Annotated in this window: 13 protein-coding genes; 1 reads left to right on the top strand and 12 read right to left on the bottom strand. The window is 35.8% G+C overall.

The window, feature by feature from the left end:
* Positions 1–14: 14 nt before the first annotated feature.
* Positions 15–1394, bottom strand: a complete 1380-nt coding sequence (locus tag D569_RS0100800) for an MATE family efflux transporter (protein WP_018930488.1) — start codon at positions 1392–1394, stop codon at positions 15–17.
* Between the two features lie 260 nt (positions 1395–1654).
* On the opposite strand from D569_RS0100800, the gene D569_RS0100805 reads away from it, so the two are divergent.
* On the top strand, positions 1655–2620 hold the full coding sequence (locus tag D569_RS0100805; RefSeq protein ID WP_018930489.1) for a M23 family metallopeptidase: 966 nt from the start codon (positions 1655–1657) through the stop codon (positions 2618–2620).
* 868 nt (positions 2621–3488) lie between these two features.
* Here D569_RS0100805 and D569_RS0100820 read toward each other — a convergent pair.
* The 11 genes from D569_RS0100820 to D569_RS0100870 form a co-directional block, all read right to left on the bottom strand.
* Positions 3489–4847, bottom strand: a complete 1359-nt coding sequence (locus D569_RS0100820) for a sulfatase family protein (protein ID WP_018930492.1) — start codon at positions 4845–4847, stop codon at positions 3489–3491.
* Positions 4848–4859: 12 nt separating this feature from the next.
* Positions 4860–7973 (bottom strand): glycosyl hydrolase, encoded by a 3114-nt coding sequence (locus D569_RS0100825; protein WP_018930493.1) that lies wholly within the window; start codon positions 7971–7973, stop codon positions 4860–4862.
* Between the two features lie 120 nt (positions 7974–8093).
* On the bottom strand, positions 8094–10436 hold the full coding sequence (locus D569_RS0100830; RefSeq protein ID WP_018930494.1) for a helix-turn-helix transcriptional regulator: 2343 nt from the start codon (positions 10434–10436) through the stop codon (positions 8094–8096).
* A 168-nt stretch (positions 10437–10604) separates the two neighbouring features.
* Positions 10605–12158 carry an extracellular solute-binding protein gene (locus D569_RS0100835; RefSeq protein ID WP_018930495.1) on the bottom strand — a complete coding sequence of 518 codons (1554 nt, stop codon included), beginning with the start codon at positions 12156–12158 and terminating at the stop codon, positions 10605–10607.
* Positions 12159–12206: 48 nt separating this feature from the next.
* Complete coding sequence (locus D569_RS0100840) at positions 12207–13079, bottom strand: carbohydrate ABC transporter permease (protein WP_018930496.1); 873 nt, start codon at positions 13077–13079, stop codon at positions 12207–12209.
* Between the two features lie 17 nt (positions 13080–13096).
* A complete protein-coding gene (locus tag D569_RS0100845; protein WP_018930497.1) occupies positions 13097–14062 on the bottom strand; it encodes an ABC transporter permease in 966 nt (321 codons plus the stop codon).
* A 352-nt stretch (positions 14063–14414) separates the two neighbouring features.
* Complete coding sequence (locus tag D569_RS0100850) at positions 14415–15098, bottom strand: DUF624 domain-containing protein (protein WP_018930498.1); 684 nt, start codon at positions 15096–15098, stop codon at positions 14415–14417.
* A 279-nt stretch (positions 15099–15377) separates the two neighbouring features.
* A complete protein-coding gene (locus D569_RS0100855) occupies positions 15378–16436 on the bottom strand; it encodes a saccharopine dehydrogenase NADP-binding domain-containing protein (protein ID WP_018930499.1) in 1059 nt (352 codons plus the stop codon).
* Between the two features lie 76 nt (positions 16437–16512).
* On the bottom strand, positions 16513–16971 hold the full coding sequence (locus D569_RS0100860; RefSeq protein WP_018930500.1) for a helix-hairpin-helix domain-containing protein: 459 nt from the start codon (positions 16969–16971) through the stop codon (positions 16513–16515).
* 157 nt (positions 16972–17128) lie between these two features.
* Positions 17129–19420 carry an Ig-like domain-containing protein gene (locus D569_RS0100865; protein ID WP_018930501.1) on the bottom strand — a complete coding sequence of 764 codons (2292 nt, stop codon included), beginning with the start codon at positions 19418–19420 and terminating at the stop codon, positions 17129–17131.
* A 60-nt stretch (positions 19421–19480) separates the two neighbouring features.
* Positions 19481–20344, bottom strand: a complete 864-nt coding sequence (locus D569_RS0100870; protein ID WP_018930502.1) for an AraC family transcriptional regulator — start codon at positions 20342–20344, stop codon at positions 19481–19483.
* Positions 20345–20548: the final 204 nt, after the last annotated feature.

Genomic DNA, 20548 nt, shown 5'->3' on the forward strand with positions numbered 1-20548 from the left:
TATAGACTAGCCATTTATTGACTAACAGCTGGCTTCACTTCTTCCACGAGCACTTTTTCTTGCCATTTCTTACTACGCCAACGAATGAACATTAAACCGCCACGGAACCATTCATCGACAATTATTCCAATCGTCACACCGATTAATCCATAACCTAAAGGCAATCCTAATAGATATGCTAGTGTTACACTTACTCCCCACATCGAAAGAATTCCTACCATAACTGGATAAGTAGCATCACCTGACGCCCGCAAAGAACTAATAATCACAAGGTTAAAAGTTCGACCTGGTTCCAATATCATTCCTAAAAATAGAATGATTGAACCTAAAGCAATAATATTGGCATCGTCCGTAAAAAATCCAAGTAAGAATTTCCCGGAAAAAGCGATCACAGCTCCAACACAAAGTGCAACAATAGTTGCTATTTTCAAGCCACGGTACATCTCCATGTATGCCTTCTCTAACTTCCCTGCACCGACAAGCTGACCTATGTATATTTGCATCCCCTTGGCAATGGACAAGGAAAATACAGTCATAAAATTCGTTAAATTCTGTGTATATACCCTTGTTGCCAACGCATCAGCACCTAGCATGGTAATAAAGACGGTGATCGTTAATTGACTTAAATTATGTGATAAATGCTCCCCGGCACCAGGTACACCAATACGTAAGATCTTTTTCACATATGCTTTCTTTAACTTGAAGTAATCCTGCACTTTGATTTTGACTGCTGTTTTCTTGTATAACAGGACAAAGATAACAACCATTGCCAATGCTCGACATACAGCAGTTGAAATAGCCACCCCCATTACTCCTAACGTCGGTAATCCGAATGGTCCGAAAATAACGAAGTAGTTTCCGATAATGTTGAGAATATTCATCCCTAGAGCTACATACATTACTTCTTTAGTAAAACCTTGTGCCTGTAAAACGGAGAAAAGAGTCATCACCATTGCTTGAGTAAACAGTGTTCCACCAACAATCAAGATATAAATATCTGCATATTCAATCAATTCTCGGGACATATGGAATATATTTAGAAATTGGTAGCGGAATATGACGATCATGCTACTGATAAAGAAACCAAACAATAAATTAATAAAAATTGCATTCGCGATCGTTTTACTAACATCATTCAGTTTGTTTGCTCCGACAAACTGTGCTACAACCACACCTGACCCCATCGCTGTAAAGTTAAACAATACAAAGGTAAACATCATCATTTGATTGACGACACCAATAGCAGCAACTGCTTCATCTGACACAAAACTGAGCATGAAAATATCTGCTATTCTCATGAAAGTGTTTAAAAATACCTCAATAAAGATTGGCCATGTTATCGCTAGTAAGCCGACCTTTTTCAAAGTTTGCTTTTCGTTGTTCGTTTTTGACATTTTACCCTCACCACTTCAATGAACCGACATTGTAACTTCACCTTTGTTTAACGACTAAACTAAAGCGCTATCATTTATGATTTTACATGATATGATAGATTTACTCTAGCATAATGCTTCACTAGATTTTTCTTTATTGGTTTAGATAAATTCTATTATGCTGTTCATTTACATGAATTATTGTTATTCTTTCCTTAACACTTCTGTCTATTTTGTCTAAGGATCCTGCAAATAGGAGAATACAAGAAGGAGAGTGGGATATGAAGAAATTTCCATTAGTTGCTATGGGGAGCTTATTCGGAATAATGCTAGTTGCATGTAACAATGATAGTGAGAATGAACGAGAGGAAAGTAATTCCAAAGAGGAAACGGTTGCTGCTGATCAATTTGCAGACGAATTTCTTGCAGGAAATTTTGATGTGATTTATCACCAGACAAGCGAATCGTTTCAAGATATGGTGACATTAGATGAATTCCGTGAAATAGGTAGTGAATTTAATAGTGGGGTCACTAACTTTGAACTTCTATCTGAGATGCCTATTCAACATGTAACAGAATACCAATGGATCAGTGACGAAGGAGACAAAGGTATTGTAAGTCACTTTGCAGACGATCAAACAATCGAGGGGATTCAACTTACACCTATCAGTAGTCACCCGAAAAATGATGAAGTATATACAGAAAATACATATCAAATGCCCATGATCGGAGAGTGGTTCACCTTTTGGGGTGGTACAAATGAGCTTGTCAACTATCATTATGCAGTAGAAAGTCAGAGATATGCCTACGATTTACTTATTGTAGAAGATGGATTCACCTATAATGGCGACCCTACAGATAATGAAAGCTATTATGCATTTGGGCAAGATATTGTCGCACCTAGAGAAGGAACAGTTGTCTCCGCAGAAAATGACATACCTGACAATACACCTACAGTTGATACTAATGCTGAGGAGCCACTTGGAAACCATGTTATCCTGGAGCATGAAAATAATGAATACAGTTATATTGCCCATTTCAAACAAGGATCTCTTGAAGTGGACGAAGGCGATCAAGTTAATGCTGGTGATTTGTTAGGAAGCGTGGGGAACTCGGGGAATTCCAGCGAACCTCACATACATTTTCATGTGGCGGACGGGACTGATCTAGAAGAATCTACTTCTATCAGAATAAAGCTAAAAAATGAAGAAGAACCTGTTCGTGGTGACATGGTTGACGGATTTTAATCAGTTATCTTTTATATAATACTTCTAACAGGGGACTAGGAATTTATTCAATAGATAGTTTGGTTTCTCGTCGAATAAAACTCATCTACTCGACGGGAACTCCTAATTTTTTGCGTCCTCCTGTCCTTTAGATTACTTCTATTCGACGCCTGTACAATTTTTACCCTCTTGTCTTTTAAGAAATTCAGACAAATATATGGATAGCATTCTATTACGTGCCCGATATACCAAGAAAATAGCTATCTTTTAATACAATCTATTAATAACTCTCTGTCTTCTGGAAAACTTAATTCTAATTTCTCTAATTCATCTATGTTTATCCAAGCAATATATATCAATTGATCTTGATTTTGAATTTTTCGTTCACCTCCAACAATCTTCACTAAAAAATATTAAACTTCAAAAGAAATGCCAAGTTCCTTATGGCTACCTTTTTTAACCTTTAATTCATCCACTAATTCAATAATGTAACCTGTTTCTTCCTCCAAACTCCCGAATACAGCATTCTTCAAAAGCGTCGTTTTTTTCTTGTCCTTCTGATGGTACAGACCATTCTTGTTTCCCCTTGTAATACCATAAGCAATTCGGCATTTTCATTGATACATACACCTGAGGAACCAAGTCATCTTTGTATGTTTGAATCAACTCCCATCCATTTTTAAATAAAAAACGGCACTAAAAAATTTATCAAAAGAACGGGTAATAATTACTAACCGCGATAATTTCCTTTCTATTAAGAATATCTGTCATTCAAGTGATTTTTAGGTGAATGACAGATACTCTCGCATATTGTATTCTGGATACTTTTTTATGAAAGTTTCTAATAAAAAGGGAATTACAAAATAGAATAGACAAGTCCTGTCAAAAACTAATAACCTATTTCTTCTAAAAACACTTTCCGCTGACCACTTTCCCTTTCTGTCGCACTTTGAATGACAGGATTTTCTCCCTCCACCTTAAGAATGTAATCTAATAATCTCTTCCGTAAATATTTTTTTACCTCCCTGTGAGATTTTAGTTCAATTAAATTGGTCAGCTCATAAGGATCTGCTTCAAGATCATATAAAAATTCTTCCTGATAAACGGATGCTTTATCATGCTTAACAGGGTCGATGGACAGATTGGAAACACTGTACTTCCATCTCTTTGTACGAAGTACTCTACCTACTTGTGATTCACTGATTTGAATAAACACTTCATTCTTCCAATCCGTGTCTTTATTATTTACCAAAGACAAAAAGGATTGTCCCGACAATTCATCAGGTACAGTGATTCCAGCTGCATCTAATAATGTAGGTGCAAAATCAATTAAGCTTACTAGTTCTTTCTTTCGTCCACCCTGAACAAAACCAGGTCCGGTTACAGCTGTAGGTATTCGTACAGAACTCTCATGGCAAGAGCGTTTATATTCTTGGTTACGTGTTTTAAAATGACAGCCATGATCTGAAGTAAACAGTACAATAGTATTATCCTCTATTTGCAAACTTTTAAGTATATCCATTAATCTCCCTAATGCTTCATCAAGTCGTTTTACCATGCCATAATAGCCACCTAATTGCTGAAAAGCCGTGCCACTTAATGCCTGAAGGTCAGGTGGTGTCCATTTAGACGTATATCTTTCACTATATCCTGTTGGTGCTGGGTAATTATCTGTACGATTTTGATGGTGTGGCTCTAAGAAGGATAAAAATAAGAAAAAAGGCTGTGATTTTTTCTCTTCCTTTTCGATAAAACGAATCGCTGCATCTGTCAGCGCATCAACACGATAACCTGGTAAATCAACAGGTTCTTGTTTGTTATTATAAACTCTTGTTTGATAAGGTTCGGACGTATGCTCTAATCCATTGGCCGCAAGCCAGTAATCATAGCCACCTTGCCTTTCTTCACTTACTGGTTCTTCCGCAGCTAAATGCCATTTTCCGATATATCCGGTATAGTAGCCATCCGCTTTGAAGTAATCCGCTAAAGTCTTTTCCTCCGCCGGTAATGGAATACCATTTTTAAAGCAACCTGTTTCTGTTGCATATTTTCCCGTTTGAAAGCAAGCACGTGCAGGCGCACATACAGGTTGGCAAGTAAAAGCATGATATAAGTGTGTGCCTTCTTGTGCAATTCTGTCAAAATTAGGGGTTAAATCTAAGGGATTACCATGAACACCAGTGGTATCCCAACGCTGCTGATCAGTAAAAAATACAATGACGTTCGGTTTAGTAGATTGTTTTTTCAAGTGATTCCCTCCTTATTCCATTTCTGTCACATCTATCAGTTCATGTTTCTTGTAGTCAAAATACTTCCCTTCCAGTAGGCCTACTAACGTATTCGTAATCCGTACCGTAATTTTATTTGCACCTTTGTTTAACTGATCCCCACTCACGTCCCAAGTATAAGGAGTCCAAGCTTTTACACCTAATGGAACATCATTAACCATTACTTCGACAACATCATGTATTTCGTCGATCTCTTCGATATTTATTTGATAAGTAGTGTCTTCAGTGTGAAGCTCTATGTTTCTAGTGAATTCAATGGTCCCTGCATAAAAAGGTAATCGTTCAAAAGGTCCGACCAATGAATAAGCTGTAGTTGGTTTTTCTACCAGAATAGGTGTTTTCTCTTGATTAAACTGAATTCCGAAATCTCCTCTGAAATAAATAGGATCGACAACACCATCCCAATCTTTCTCTACTATTCCTTTGATTGTTATAACATTTCCTCCTTTTTCCAAATAATGTCTTATATCCGCAACGATATTACAGTGATCATAAACAAACACATCTTCAAAAGACTCAGAATCTATCTTTCGAGCATTTATATAGATCGACAATCCTTCTGATATCGCATTGCGATCCATCACAAGTGTACAGTCAGGCGGCATATTATCAACAATAAACATTGACTGATAGTTAACGTCGATCGGATAATTTAAACTAGCTTTCATTGGTGTACCAAATAACTGTGTAAAGGAAACAGGTAACGTATTATTTTGAGCTAAATCTTCGCATTGATCAATGAAAGTTTTGGCAGCTACTTGACTTTGTTTGATATCAGAACCTGCAATGTTCAAATGAAAGGAATCAAATCTCACGATGTTCTTATCCTTTGTATCCAATTGCCATTGTTGCTTACTCTCTATTTCGATGTTTTTCACTTCTTTTTTGCTTATTGTTATTGGATCGGAAATTTCCTCAATTTGAACCATATAGGATTGATACGGTTCAAATGACAAATCGATTTGCCAAATCCCTTCTCTCCATATCGATGTTATGGGTGTTCTTTTCCCTGTTTCTAAATCTATCAAGTAGTAGAGATAATCCTCTGTTGCTTTATAAAGTCCAAGCGATACCCGGTGTCTACCATCTTCCTGATTGGTAATAAAAATCAATTCAGAATCATCCAATTTCCGGTGCTGAACTAAAAAGCTTTGTGATTGATCTTTTACATCCATAAATACTTCGGCACTTATAGTTTTTTCTAGTAAAGATATGTTTGCAGAAATAGGTAGAAAGTAAGCAGCTACTTCATCATCCTCAAATAAATACTTCATTTCTTGATAATGATCAGTATCTCCTTCAATCTCTTCGTATGGTAATAAACCGTTAGCAATAACAATTCCGCCTTGATCGAGAAATTGTTTAATTTTTTCCCAAGCCTGTTTTTCTAAATTTGTCATTGGCGGCAGAATTAATACTTGATAGGTTGCTTTGCCAATTTTGATGTTCCCGTCTGCTATTTCTGCCTTCGCTAAAATTTCTGGATCTAGATGATCATAATCTTTATAAGCCTTGGTTAGCTCCAGACAAATAGTTGCCCAGTCATGCTTTAGACTTTCCAGCATAGCCTTTTCCTTATCACATTCCCCTACATAGGAAAAAGAAGCAAATGGGTTTGCCATTTTAGTCCAGAAGCTTGTTGTCGGATCCAACACAGCAATCGGACGAACTACTTCTCCTTGACTCATGAGATAACTTATTCGCGATACATAATCACCAAGCTTTCGATAATGCTTCCAGTACGGATTTTGGATAAACTGCGAAGGTGGTGCATCATGTTTCACTAAACTATTTAGTGTATAAAAAAACGCATGAAAATTAAAGAAATTAATCCCTAATACTGCTAGTCGATCAATCATCCACTTCGCATCCTGCAATGTCATCGACCAGCCTACACTATGAAAACATTCGATTAACGCCCGATCTCGATTTAGCTGATTACTCAAGGCACTTATCATTTTTGGATTGGCTCTCATACTAAAGAAGTACCTTTTCATAATCCAGTCAAGTGAACGTCCCAGCTTCTCATGTGCACTGTCCCCACCAGGAACATGACTGTAAACTTGCCCTGACATCCTTGCAGACGGCACTTCGGCAACATAGTCGATGCCTGCTTTCTCACACCAGTCGTGTATTTGCTTATGATAATTATCTCTTAGCAAGACATGGATCGACTGAAAGTAATGATAGCGAACTTTAGCATAATCTTTCGCATCAGTGATTAGTAAGTATAAATAGTCTCTAATATCATATCCATAGGTATCTTTTATATATGGAACTAGCTGCGGTGACCATGGAAATCGCCCTAATAAATGGGTTTCATCAGTAAACATTCCCTTCACTGTCTTTCCAAAATGTGTACCCATTTTTTCTAAGTAACGATCATGTGTTACTTGTATAAACGTTTGAATGGCTTCTTTATGCAATGGATCCACAAAAGTTCCATAGTATTTAAAATCTTCTATTTCCTCTTCAATAAAGCAATGAATCTCCCAGCTTCCAATAGGTGCATCCCACTCTAATACTTTCTTAGGTCCGTAAGTAAAGAAACGCCTTTGATTATAGGTAGTTAATCCCGTTTTTTGATAAATATGTTCTACCTGTGAATTGCCAATATGCCCTTTTAAATCAATTGCTTTGTCCCATAGTAGTTTCTCTTCATTTGAAGCCATTGGAACTGCTTTGGCATATAATATTTTCCCCCAAGAAAATTGAATGCGCACCTTCTGTTCTCCGTTAATTTTTTCAGCATGATGAACCAGGTTTGTTTGTTTAGCATCCTTATGCTCTAATGTCACTTCTCCGCCAGCCATCCCGCTTGGATATGGATACTCATCATATAACCAAACATCCATACCATAACTTGCAGCAATCTGGATCGCGTATTCTACCCTGACAAACCATTGATCAGACAAGTAAGGTACGTCCATTCCTTGTCTTGGACAAATATACACGCCTGTCACATGTTTATCTGCCATTTCTTTCAGTTGATGGGAAATCTCTTCTTCTGACAATTCTCCATTCCAAAACCAAAATGGATGGATTCCGTATTCCGGATGTGGATGCTTAAAATCTTCCAGATTCATTTTTTCACCTCTCCGTTAAGCGTTTTCAATTTGAACTATATCGGTTATTCCCATTGCTGACAATAATACATTTTTGATTGTACATAAGACTATTTTTATAAATTTGTCTTATATTGATTACTAAACTTTGCGATAAAGCGAGCGATACTCACTCGGAGTAACCCCTTCGTTTTTCTTAAAAAGGCGATTAAAATAACTATGGCGATAACCAATATTTTGTGATACTTGATTAATTTTCAAATCTGTTTCGATCAGCATTTCCTTTGCCTTGTTTAAGCGAATGTTAGTTAAATAATCAATAAAGTTCCAACCCGTGATGTCTTTAAATACTTTACTTAAAATAGATGGATTCAATTTTACTTGTTCAGCACACTCATCTAATGAGATATCATTCATATAATTTTCTTCTAGTAATTCAATGACTTTCTCGACGATGATTTGTAATCTTTGATTTTTCTTTTGTGACAACTCATCAATCATCGGGTCAATTACTTTCACTTCAAACCAGTGATTGATTTCTTCCATATCTTTAATCGCATTCAATTGCTGATACAAATTAGCCCCTTTATAGACAAAATCGTTCATTAACCCGGATTGCATCGCAACCTGTAGAATACTGCCTAATAATTGAAATGTAGTTTGTTTAAAGAGTGCTTCGTTTGTATACTTAGAATTAATCGATTGAAAAAATGCTTCCAATAACCATTTCGTCTCTTCTTTATCCCTTAACCTGATAGATTGGGATATTTGCTTTTCGATATCAAAAGGATAATCAATAGCTTCGTTTTTCTTCGTTAAATAATCCATTTTTTCAATCTCAATGATTTGATTATTTTCATGGACATTGCGAAAACTCAAGGCATTTTTCGTTTCTTCAAAATGGTTATGAATCTGTTTAATACTTTCAATTCTTCTGCTGATACCAATGGATACGCCCATCTGGCATATTTGATTGGTATATTTAATCAGTTCACTACTTATATCGACAAGCTCTTTTTTTAATTCATTATAAGAGTTGCTATTATCATAAGTAATAAATATACCTAAAGACAGATCGTGAAAATTAATGACATCTGCTTGGATGTTTGCGTTTTGCATCAGTTCTTCGGTAATATTACTAGCCACAAACGTAATAAGCCCTTCATCTTCTCCAAACTTATCCTTGATTTTGGAAAAGCCAAACAGTTGAATATACATTAAGATATAATGATGATGTTTAACTGCCCATCCAAAATGTTCCATCCGCTCGATTAAGGTCCGCTCAGGATAAGAATAGAAAAATCCTTGGATTAATTGTAATAAGAAGCCCTGACGTAAATAAGGAAGCTGTCCTTTTATCCTTTTTTGTAGCTGTTCACTTTCCGTTGACAGATTCTCCCACGCTTGCTCTATTAGTTCAAATTCACTAATGGCTTCCCTGTCGCGATTTCGGTTCATTTTTTCTAATAGCTTTTTTACCGGTGCATACAGTTTATTCGAAACAAAAATAGTTAAAATAATAGCAATGAACAACATACTGAGGCTAATAATGAGAAATAACTTAGAAATAAATACAACTGGTTCGGTAATCGTTGATAAAGGCGCAACAGATATATATTTCCACTCTTCCTGTAACCGCGAAATCGAATCATATGTGACCGTATATCGAAGCCCATCCCATTCTAATACAAAAGGCTCGTTTAAAAAGGCATCCTGATTTAATTCAGTTAATACTTCATTTTCAAGAACAGTTAAATTCCTTCGGCCATCCTCTGTAAAAATCCAATCTGTTTCATTTCTTTGAATAAAAACAGAACCTTCATCATATGGAGATTTAATTAATTCTAGTAATGCTTCTTTGTTAAGAAAAACAATGATAGAAGCTGATTCAGGGGAGTTTAAGGTAGTAAGTTTATGTACTAATTTAATCGGAGCATATCTGCTTTCATATCCTGATTCAATTGGTGTTAAATCTGAAGTCCAAAAAATATTTCGATCATATTCATGTAATAAACGTTCATAATTTTCTTTTTGTTCATCTGTTGTTAAGTGAAAATAGCCATTTTTCGAAAAAACTAACGGCTGAGGTTCATTGATAAATAATTCTACTCTTCCAATTAAAGGGTTAGACCCTTCCATAATTAATAATGTATTATAAATTCGATGCACACTTTCATATTCGGTTACGACATCCACACTATTATACGTATTCATGAAATTCGAGTCAGATGCCCAATGTCCGAGTAACAGCTCAATATTAGTTAAATGCTCATCAATTGTTTCAATTGTTTTATTTAAATAATTTTCATGGACTTCATGCAACTCATTTTCCATTTGCGTTTTACTGACAATAAATAATACAAACGTAAAGATAATGCCTGGAAGACTTGTAACGAATAAAAAGACAATTAAATTTTTGCGGTAATTCTTGTTTAATAGTAAATGAGCAATATAAGTCCGATAACTTCTTAGTTTTTGCTTCAATCATTTTTCCTCCTTCTGCATAAAATGAGACTTACATCATTAGACATTCCTTTATATCCTCCGTTTCTCCCCTTTTCATAAAAGCGTTTTCATTATTTTAGCATACCTATTACTATAAAAAAATCTCTCTACTAGTATATTAGCAGAGAGTTTTTTTAACTCTATTTTTTAACGCGCTTGATAAGCCTCATTCATTTCATCAGTCATTGCTTGCATGTCTAGATCTTGCTCAAGCTCTTCAACAAGGCTATCCCATGCTTCGATTGTCTCTGAACCTAGTATAATCTTTGTTTTTAAGTCTTGTAAGCTTTTCTCTAGCTCTGGTAAATATGTTTGAGCAGTTTCAGAATATAAACCTAAACTTACATCTGGCACACTAGTCTCTTCTCTGGCATCTTGAATTTCCTTGTACAGCTCTTTAGCTTCTTCTGGGAAGGTTTCTTTTACGGAGCTTGCGTAAGGATCAGACACATATACGATTTGGTTAAAATCACCAATCGCGTCTTCTTGTGCCTTCTCTGTATTAATCACTACTTCTCCGTCTTCAACAGTGTGGTGTACACCTTCAATACCATGGCGATGTAATTGGAATACATCATCTTCCATCCAGTCATTAATCATTTGCAATATACTTTTCATTTTTTCTTCCGGTACACTTTTCGAAATTACGTTAACACTAGCAAACCCTGGTCCTGCTGGATTATATCCGTTCACTTCTGGTAGTGGATACAGACTAGTAAACTCAAAATCCGGATTGATACTCTTTAATGTGTCATATACTTCTTGGAAAGCACCTGCTTTTTCACTTATCATACCAGCTTCCCCGCTTTTAAACATTTCCTGTGCCTGACTATTCTGAAGTGATGCAAAATCTTCTGGAATTAATCCGTCCTGATAAGCATTACTTAGAAATTCAATAGCATCACGGGTTTCTGGCAATAAGGATGTATGGATAAGTTCACCATCTACATCTTTCCATTGACCGGTAGCGCCGGTGAAGATACCTTCAAAAACTCCCATATTCCCCATATCTGTTGGGTTAACATAGCCTGCATAACCAATGGTATCGTCTTCACCATTCTGGTCAGGATCATCATGAGTGAATGCTCTCATTACTTCATATAACTCATCTGATGTTTCAGGGATTTCCATTCCCAGATTATCTAACCAATCTTTCCTTAAAGAGAAGAATGTTTCACCTTCAGAAGGCCGTGGACGTGGGATACCATAATTTGCTCCATCCATACTAGTCAATTCCCAAGCGATATCAGCAATACCTTCTTTTATATTTGGGTAATCATCAATATAGGGAGAAACATCCCAAAAAGCACCTTGCTGTGCAGCTTGACGAAAAACCGGGCTAAATGGATCTGGTACTAACATTAGGTCTGGTAAGTCACCTGAAGCTAACATAACATTAAATTTTTCCTCATAGTTATTTGCTGAAACCCATTCAATACTCAAATCAGTATTGGTTCCCTCTTCAATTAGTTGCTCTATTTCACCATCTTGTTCAGGCGGTGTGGGGCTAAAGAAGTGACTCATAATCCTTACCTCAGCAGGATCAGCATCATTTGCAGCTTCTTCTTCACCATTTTCTTCATTTTCCGTTTCATTACTATTCTCATTATTATTGCCACTACTTTCTTCATCATTGCCACTACACGCTACTAAAATGGATAAGAACAATACCGTTAACATAAGCAAAGCTTTTTTTAACATATTAACCCTCCTATTTTTGAACTTTTTTTATTCATACCGATACCTTATTTATTCTTTAATCGATCCAATCATCACCCCTTTAGCAAAGTGTTTTTGTAGAAATGGATATATCATAAGGATCGGTACAATCGCAATAACAACTGCAGCCATCTTTAATGTTTCACTTGGTGGTGGCTGCAGAAGTGGGTCGACATCCCCTAAACTACTGCTGGATGCATCAATTAACATATTCTGCAGCAATACTTGGATGGGCCACTTACTTGATTCATTTAAATATAACAGGGCATTGAAATATTGATTCCAATATTGCACGGCAAAAAACAACCCAAATGCTGCTATCGACGGCAGTGATAACGGTAAAATAATTTTGATCCATGCTGTAAAATCATTACATCCATCGATAGTGGCTGCTTCCACTAACGTATCGGGAATACTGTCATAAAATCCTTTCATTAAAATCACAAACCAGCCATTGGATAATGAGACTAAAATGACTGACCATAAACTATTGATTAAGCCTAACTCTTTAACTAGCAAGTAGTTAGGGATAATGCCAGGATTAAATAAAATCGTAAATAAAACTAATAATAAAATAAATTTTCTACCTTTAAACTTCTTTCTTGATAAGGCATAAGCAAATGATGAAGTGATTACTAAACTACATGTGGTACCTACAACAGTTAAGAATGTACTGACACCCAATGATTGAACAAATGCTCCGGATGAAAGTAAATATTCATAGGATGCTAATGACCAATTTTCCGGGAAGAGAACCATGTTCTTTTGTAAGTATTCAATAGGATCTGTAAAGGACACCACGACTACGTAATATATGGGAAAGATCGTCACAATAGAGATGATTCCCAGAAAAATCAGATTGGAAAAATCAAATATTTTATCGCCTAAACTTTTTTTAATCATTCTCTTACACTCCTTTCCTAATAAATACCTTCTTCACCGAATTTTTTAGACATCTTGTTGGCTATCACTACTAGAATCAACCCTACAAACGATTTAAACAAACCTACTGCTGTACTGTAACTGAACTGACCTTGTTGTATACCGACTCGGTACACATAGGTATCAAATACCTCTGCCACCTCGGAAACAGCACCATTATACATAAGGAACACTTGCTCAAATCCTACCTCCATCACATCTCCTAAGCGCAGTATTAGTAAAATAATAATGACATTTCGAATCGCCGGTAATGTTACATGCCAAATTTGGCGAAATCTATTAGCACCATCAATTCTGGCGGCTTCATAAAGCTCGGTATTTACTCCGGCAATAGCTGCCAAAAAGATAATGGTTCCCCAACCAGCTTCCTTCCAAACCGACTGTCCTGTAAGTAAGAACCAGAAAATATCTGAATTGGTGAGAAAATCAAATTTCTCGAACCCAAAAAACACAAACAGTTGATTTACAACCCCTTCAGATTTCGACAAGAGCATAAAGGTTAAACTAGCAATAATAACCCATGATAAGAAGTGTGGTAAATATACAATCGATTGTACTGTCCGTTTATAGAATTGATTTCTCACTTCATTTAATAAAAGTGACAGAATAATTGGTAAAGGAAAAAAGAAGATTAAATTCAAAAAGCTAATCGCTAAGGTATTTCGTAATAACATAAAAAAGTCTTGATTTCCAAACAACCTTTGAAAATGCTGCCAACCTACCCATGGACTTTCTACATACCCTAAAAAAGGAGAAAAATCTTTAAATGCAATAGTAATCCCCCACATAGGTACATATTTAAATAGAAGAAAATAAATAAGTCCTGGTAGTGCTAACAAATAAAGATATTTATCCTTTGCAATTTGCGAAAAAAACTTCTTTATTTTACTTTTCGATTTCTCCCCCTTTAATGCAAGTTCATCTAATTCTTTAGCCTTCTCCATATTTAGATCCCCCTCCTCAGCTTAAATGGATACGCTTACATAATTGTTCATAAAGTATGATTTAACTGTAACGAGCTGTAATATTTCCTGCAATAATACTCTTTTTATTTCTTGAATTTTGGACATAATACTTTTTTTATTTCTTTGTCTTTTTTTAATAAATGTTGCTCTATCAAGGGAGTACAACGCTGGATAGAGCATAATTAGACTATTCCACGAGAGAAGTGCTCCACTGGTCTAATGGAAAGAAGCCACAAAAAATAGGCCCTTCCAGTAGAATAGAAAGCTGTCTTAACGACTGGAACAGCCTAAATTAAATGAATGTGTTTGTTGTTTATATTCATACATGATGTTACTCTACAATCTTCAATTTGGAAGTGAACCTGTAGAAGCCCATAAAGGATACAAATGCAATGGTAGAACCGATAAAAAACGGAATAAGAAATGAAAAGTAAGTACTGCTTAAATAAATAAGTAAGCCACTTACCACGATAATTTCCATTGTCAAAACTGGATTAATGACTGTAAATAACATAGCATGCTTTAACACAGTCAGTGTTCGTGAATGGAAGTGAACTGTAATAGAGAAGAAGTGAATAGTAAACACAAATAACAGGGCAAGCAAAAGGTAAAATAAATAGGTGAATATCTCAAGAGAATGGAACTTTAAGATGTAATAATAAAATAGCATGGAACACCAAATTAATGTAAGAAAAATCCCACCTTTTAAACTTTCGAAATAATTTTTTTTATAATATTCCCAAAATCCCTTTATTATTTTTATTTCTTCACCTATAATCCATCTTCTAACTATTGCAAATAAAGCTGTAGTAGCAGGAAAAGTAACAAATGGCATTAAAATAAATAACAGCCCTAGAAAAATGAATAATTCCTCTATATCATTGACCATTAACAGATTATACACGACCATTGCCACAGGTAAATTAAAGCAAAACCACAAAAAATTTATACCGGCCATACGAGTTAACCAAAGCGAAATTATGTAAAAAACACCCCAAATCCCTCTCATTTCCATACACGGCACCTTCTTTGAGCATTAGTTTTAAAACAGATAACCGACTTTCACTTACACTCATAGTTCTCCATATAATGTATATGCAAGATTAAGCTTGATAATGGATCCAACTAAAATTGTAAGCGATACCAACTCAGGTTAAGAGTAGCATATACAAGCTAAAAAAGAAAGTTATCCAAGAAGGGCGAAAATCTATGCTGATTTTTTGAATGTCCGGGTTTCCGTACATTTATTTTTGTCCATTCTCTTTATTTAATGTTGAAAGCGATGATGGCATATTTATTTTACTACTTCCTCTACTACTATTTCAGAGCAATCGATGATCGATAGCAACTCATCTACATTTGTAATGTCAAATGGACAAACAACACCTTTTACATTTTTGTGATAAACTACTTTTGCCAATGCCGCTGTTACCATTGCTGTTGTATGATAATCAGAAAAAGTAGATAAAGAAAATATTTTTATTCTTTCTTTGTTATCGACTATTCCTTTTACCTCAACTGTAAGAAAAGCTTGTTCATTTTTATTAAGGTTATGTTTGACTACCATGGAAAGCAATTTGTTATTCACCTTATGCATACTCCCAATCAAGCCCATTTTTCTTAGTAAAGACACTTGTTTATTAAAAGCTTCCTTATTCCAGGAAGTCCAATAATTAATGGGCTCTGCAGTAACATTATCTTTCAACAGCATTGTTTCTGAATGGTAGATTAATCTTACCTCTTTTTCCTTAATAGTAAAAAAGTCCATACTTCTTTTTTTAGAAAAACCAGCTACAACTGTGTTTTGAAATTTTACTGGTTGAGCAATTATCGTCAACATGTCTAATATTCCTGATAACCCCGCTTTAGCATTGGTATTCTGGAGTAATCCGACATTCACTTCCGTTACATCTTGAAAATTTGAAACAGCTGCTTTTACCATTAGACCAGATAATCCAGGAAAAAAACCTGACATAATAACCGAAGCTGTATGATTATTTTCTGCTCTTTCATTTAGCTCCATTACTTTCTCAGCAAATTCATAAAATGGTGTAACGTCTACACATAAGATCCTATTTTCAATACATGATAGTTGAATATTAGGCATTTTCTGTCTTACTAAAATGATGACAATATCAACATTTTTAACAACTTGATTAACATTTTCCTCCATATTTACATCTAAATACTGAAAATGAATGTCTCCATTAAATGAGTCAGCTAACTTCTTTCCTCTTTCAGCTTTATTATTGGTCACAATTAAATGGATGTGATTTTCAAATATCCTTAATAACTCCGTACAAACTAATTTTCCGAGAACACCAGAGGCTCCTACAACCATTATTTTTTCCATGATTTTAATGCCTTCTTCCTGTTATAAACTCAACTTAAATTTATTCGTAAACCAAAATGGATAAACAAAATCATTTTTACTCATACCAAGCCTTAGAAGGTCTATCTTCAGGAAATCCAACTTTTTGACGATAGGCTTTTCTTTCTTCAGTGAAATCAAACCATTGTTTATTACTCTTAGGATCATTTGCATAGTTAACGACACAACGAATTTGATCTTCCACACAAGAATCAATCCAAACACCTAGGGTTTGTTCTAATTGATCAAAAAGTTCTACAGCATTCTTTTCCTTGATTTCGGATAACGAAAAGATATTCAATTGATAAACTAGCCTTTTAGCTAGTTTATCCCCAACTGAAGGAACACTTTGAAAATCAGCTAACCCCTTTAGATTCTTAGCTTTGTCAACTGAAATATCTAGCATCTGAGCAATCTGTTCTTTATTGAAAGTATGTACTTCACTCATTTTCACTTTGGATCTTCTAAGTTTTGATTTTTCAACATCTGTTAAGGGTAATTTAGTATTAGAACTCACTAGTGTACCTCCTTTTGTCCGAAAAGTGTCTGTATTTCTAAATCTATTTTAACATAAATTTACATATGCGAACCCTTTGAAATCAAAGTAAAAGAGAAAACCATACCACCTCTAAATATCAGTGGCATGGTTTATTTCACAGAGTTTTCCCTATCCCTTATTGATCAGTTTCTAATTGGATATTTGTAAAGTTCGCTGTAGTGTAATGGATTAATTGATTAGGGTTTTGGGAGCCATCAACTGCAAATCCAATATAAATGTTGTCGGACATATTGATTTGCTGCTGACCAACTTCTACCCAGTTTTCTCCATCTTCAGATGCATATCCTGTCATCTGATTACCTTCTCGTTCGATTTTTAACCAATATGGAATATCAGTGTTTAATAGTGATGGAACGCCATTTTCTTCCGGTCTATCGTGTTCACCCGGTGCGATGATATCTGCTCCTTTCTCATCTCTCGATGAAAAATGTATCGCATACAATGTATCTTGACGGTCTGCCTTTACAACAGAAGTACTGATCATCGCTGTTTTAGCATCAGGTGATAGTTGATCTCTTACCATTAAACCAGATATCGCATTGTTATTTAATTTGGTGATACTAGAAACTTTTGCAGTTAAAGACCCATCACCTTTCAATTTTTGATAAGCAAATTGAAATTGATCTTGATCTCCGATTATACGACCGGTGCCTTTTACTGTTAGAGCATCATCTTCAAGACTAGCGTTACCTTTAACCGCAACCCCTCCGATATCTTTCGATTTCCATTCACCAGATTGGTTTTTCGTATTCACATAAATAGGAGTAGATGTAGTTTGGGTAGCATTTCCGTTTTTATCAATTGCTTTAGCAGAGACATACCATGTTCCCTCGAGAGCATTTTCCCATGTGAAGGAGAATGACTTTCCTGTACTTTCTCCGATTTTTTGATCATTTCGATAGTATTCTACTTTCTCAATGTCTTGTTTATTTTCCAGTTTCACGTTAAACGTGATATCCTTATTTGTCTCATGAATACTATTTACACGTGGAGAAACTAACGCTACATCCGGATTTTCTGGTTCGTGTTCCATATCTACTAAGGAATTCAGATACAGCTCCAAATGAGAATATCCAGATTCCGTGATCTCTTTTCCATCCTCTGAATTTTCAGGATCGAGTCCATTTTCTATCTCCCACACATCCGGTATTCCATCATGGTCGCTATCCATTGGCGCTTCTTCTGATTTCATTTCCGGGAAACCACCTACCTCCCATTCATTGTTAATGATCCGACCTGTATCATTTTGGACATCGTTAACGATACGTGCATCTACTGGATCTCGTTTCGGCAAAGTAGCACCCGCTCGTTTTAACACGAGCTCATATGCTTCCTCTGCCGGTTTCACATTTAACTCATCCTGATAGGCAACTTGATAAGGTTCGTCTCCAAAGGTAACATCCTCTTTAACATCTTCTACCCCTAAATAATTATCAGCTGTGACAGCTTCATTATGATGCATTGCATTGCCATCAATATAAAACCAGCCTGGTTCACCATCACGGCCAGGACTGATAATTCGCTGGCTGACATTGTCATAAGTTGCCGGACCCGGCTTAAAGTAGTTGTTCATAATGTTATTCCGCTGGTTTTCCCCTCCATACATAGAATTAAATCCCCAATTATAAATAACATTATTAACAAGCTCATCATTTGCTACTGGATGAATCGTATTGCCACCATTACCAAGTGCTGGCGTACGACTAATATGAGTTGCGATTAGATTATTGCTGAACGTCGCATTATGTCCGCCCCAGATTCCGCCATAGCCATGTCTGCCTTTCGAATGGCCAGAGATTAATAGACTCTCACTTATCATACTCCATTGTACCGTGGTATTTTCATTTCGATATAAAGAAAAAGCTTCATCAATCCCCCAACTTGCAGAAACATGATCAATCATGGCATCTTTTATATCTCGTCCGCCAAATGCATCAAACTCGGTGTGAATATTAGCACTACCTGGGCGAAATCTCATATATCTGATAATAATATTTTCTGAATTACTAATATCTGTACCATAGCCTGCTACGGTAATACCGTCCCCAGGTGCTGTTTGCCCAGCGATCGTCAGATTTTTCCTGTTAATTCGCAATGGTTGTTCCAAATGAATAGTACCTGACACACGAAAAACGATCGTACGATTATCTTCACTTACCGCATCTCTCAGTGATCCTTCGATCGGTTCTTCCCCTACGCCATAGTCCTCTGTTGTTGTGACTTCATACACATCATAACCTCTTCCTCCAGATGTGTATTTCCCTCCGCCTTCTGCTCCAGGGAACGCAAGTACTTTCTCGTCTTCAGCTTCTTCTGCTTGTACCATATCAACTTCCATCAATGGAACCAGTAAGATCATGATGATTGCAATCATCCATATGTTCCTTACTTTCTTCAAGTTTTTCATTTCAGCATTCACCTCCATCATTGATTAACTTTATTTTATCAATCGCTAGATTACATTTTTTTATGCTTTGTTTTTGAAACGCTTACATTTCGTTGTTTCTTGTTGCCGATAGTTATTTGGTGACATACCGGTGAATTTCTTAAAGATTCTCCAAAAGTGAACATGGTTAGTATAGCCAACTTTCCTCGTAATTTGATTGATTTTCAGCTTTGTTTCCGTTAGTAACCTCTTCGCTTCGGTAATCCGTACCGCATTCAAGTATTCTGTAAAACTACAGCCAATAGATTGCTTGAATAATTTACTTATCGATTGCTCATGAAGAAAAAACGCATCAGCAAGGATCGACAATGTGATATCTTGATGGAAACGTTCATTGATATAGGTGATCATATCATTTATTAATGCATGTTGATGACGATTTACAGTTGCATGTTCTATAGAAGTTTGACTTCGGATCAGTCGTTCACATTCCATTAGAAGTTGTGACAGAAGTAACTGTAAGTAACGATCACTGTCAGGATGATCGAGGAAATATTCTTCTAACATCTTTTCTAATATGGTTTGAAATATGGTTGGGTTCTTTACAGAGAGCAGATGAGGGCCATTGTTAAACAAAGTAGAAAGAAGGATTTGATCAGCTTCCAAAAGAAAACAATCACGGAAATTCAAGACGATTCGTTGATAGTTATGATCATTAACGATGGTTTTATGTAGGATGTTTTTATTAATCAGCATCATAGTATCTTTTTTTGCTACATATTTCTCACCATCTATCAAGAAGATTTTCTCCCCTTCAAGCAAATAAAAAATCTCATAATCCTGATGAAGATGATAATGTTGCATATCACGGCTATTTTCATACCCACGGGAATAATCGATATAAAATGACTGATTTCGTAAAGACACATTTACCTTCTCTGCCAAAGCTATTCCTCCTCTATTTTTATTCTAGAAAGTAATTTTAGCATATCGAATTACCTATCATATGGGAAGTGCAATAATACCTAAGTCTAAGGTATTGAAATCGTCAGTATAAAAAGGGAATGTCCCGCTTACCTTCAATTATAACCATTCATGAAACACATACTATTCGCCGGACTACTGCCCTTTTTCAATACCTGTTTTCAT

This window comes from Gracilibacillus lacisalsi DSM 19029 (genome assembly GCF_000377765.1).
Classification (GTDB): Bacteria; Bacillota; Bacilli; order Bacillales; family Amphibacillaceae; genus Gracilibacillus; species Gracilibacillus lacisalsi.

What these genes read in the sequence shown, in the direction of transcription:
- D569_RS0100800 (WP_018930488.1), bottom strand. Translation starts at nt 1,394, where the DNA reads ATGTCAAAAACGAACAACGAAAAGCAAACTTTGAAAAAGGTCGGCTTA.
- D569_RS0100825 (WP_018930493.1), bottom strand. Translation starts at nt 7,973, where the DNA reads ATGAATCTGGAAGATTTTAAGCATCCACATCCGGAATACGGAATCCAT.
- D569_RS0100865 (WP_018930501.1), bottom strand. Translation starts at nt 19,420, where the DNA reads ATGAAAAACTTGAAGAAAGTAAGGAACATATGGATGATTGCAATCATC.
- D569_RS0100840 (WP_018930496.1), bottom strand. Translation starts at nt 13,079, where the DNA reads ATGATTAAAAAAAGTTTAGGCGATAAAATATTTGATTTTTCCAATCTG.
- D569_RS0100805 (WP_018930489.1), top strand. Translation starts at nt 1,655, where the DNA reads ATGAAGAAATTTCCATTAGTTGCTATGGGGAGCTTATTCGGAATAATG.
- D569_RS0100855 (WP_018930499.1), bottom strand. Translation starts at nt 16,436, where the DNA reads ATGGAAAAAATAATGGTTGTAGGAGCCTCTGGTGTTCTCGGAAAATTA.
- D569_RS0100835 (WP_018930495.1), bottom strand. Translation starts at nt 12,158, where the DNA reads ATGTTAAAAAAAGCTTTGCTTATGTTAACGGTATTGTTCTTATCCATT.
- D569_RS0100850 (WP_018930498.1), bottom strand. Translation starts at nt 15,098, where the DNA reads ATGGAAATGAGAGGGATTTGGGGTGTTTTTTACATAATTTCGCTTTGG.
- D569_RS0100845 (WP_018930497.1), bottom strand. Translation starts at nt 14,062, where the DNA reads ATGGAGAAGGCTAAAGAATTAGATGAACTTGCATTAAAGGGGGAGAAA.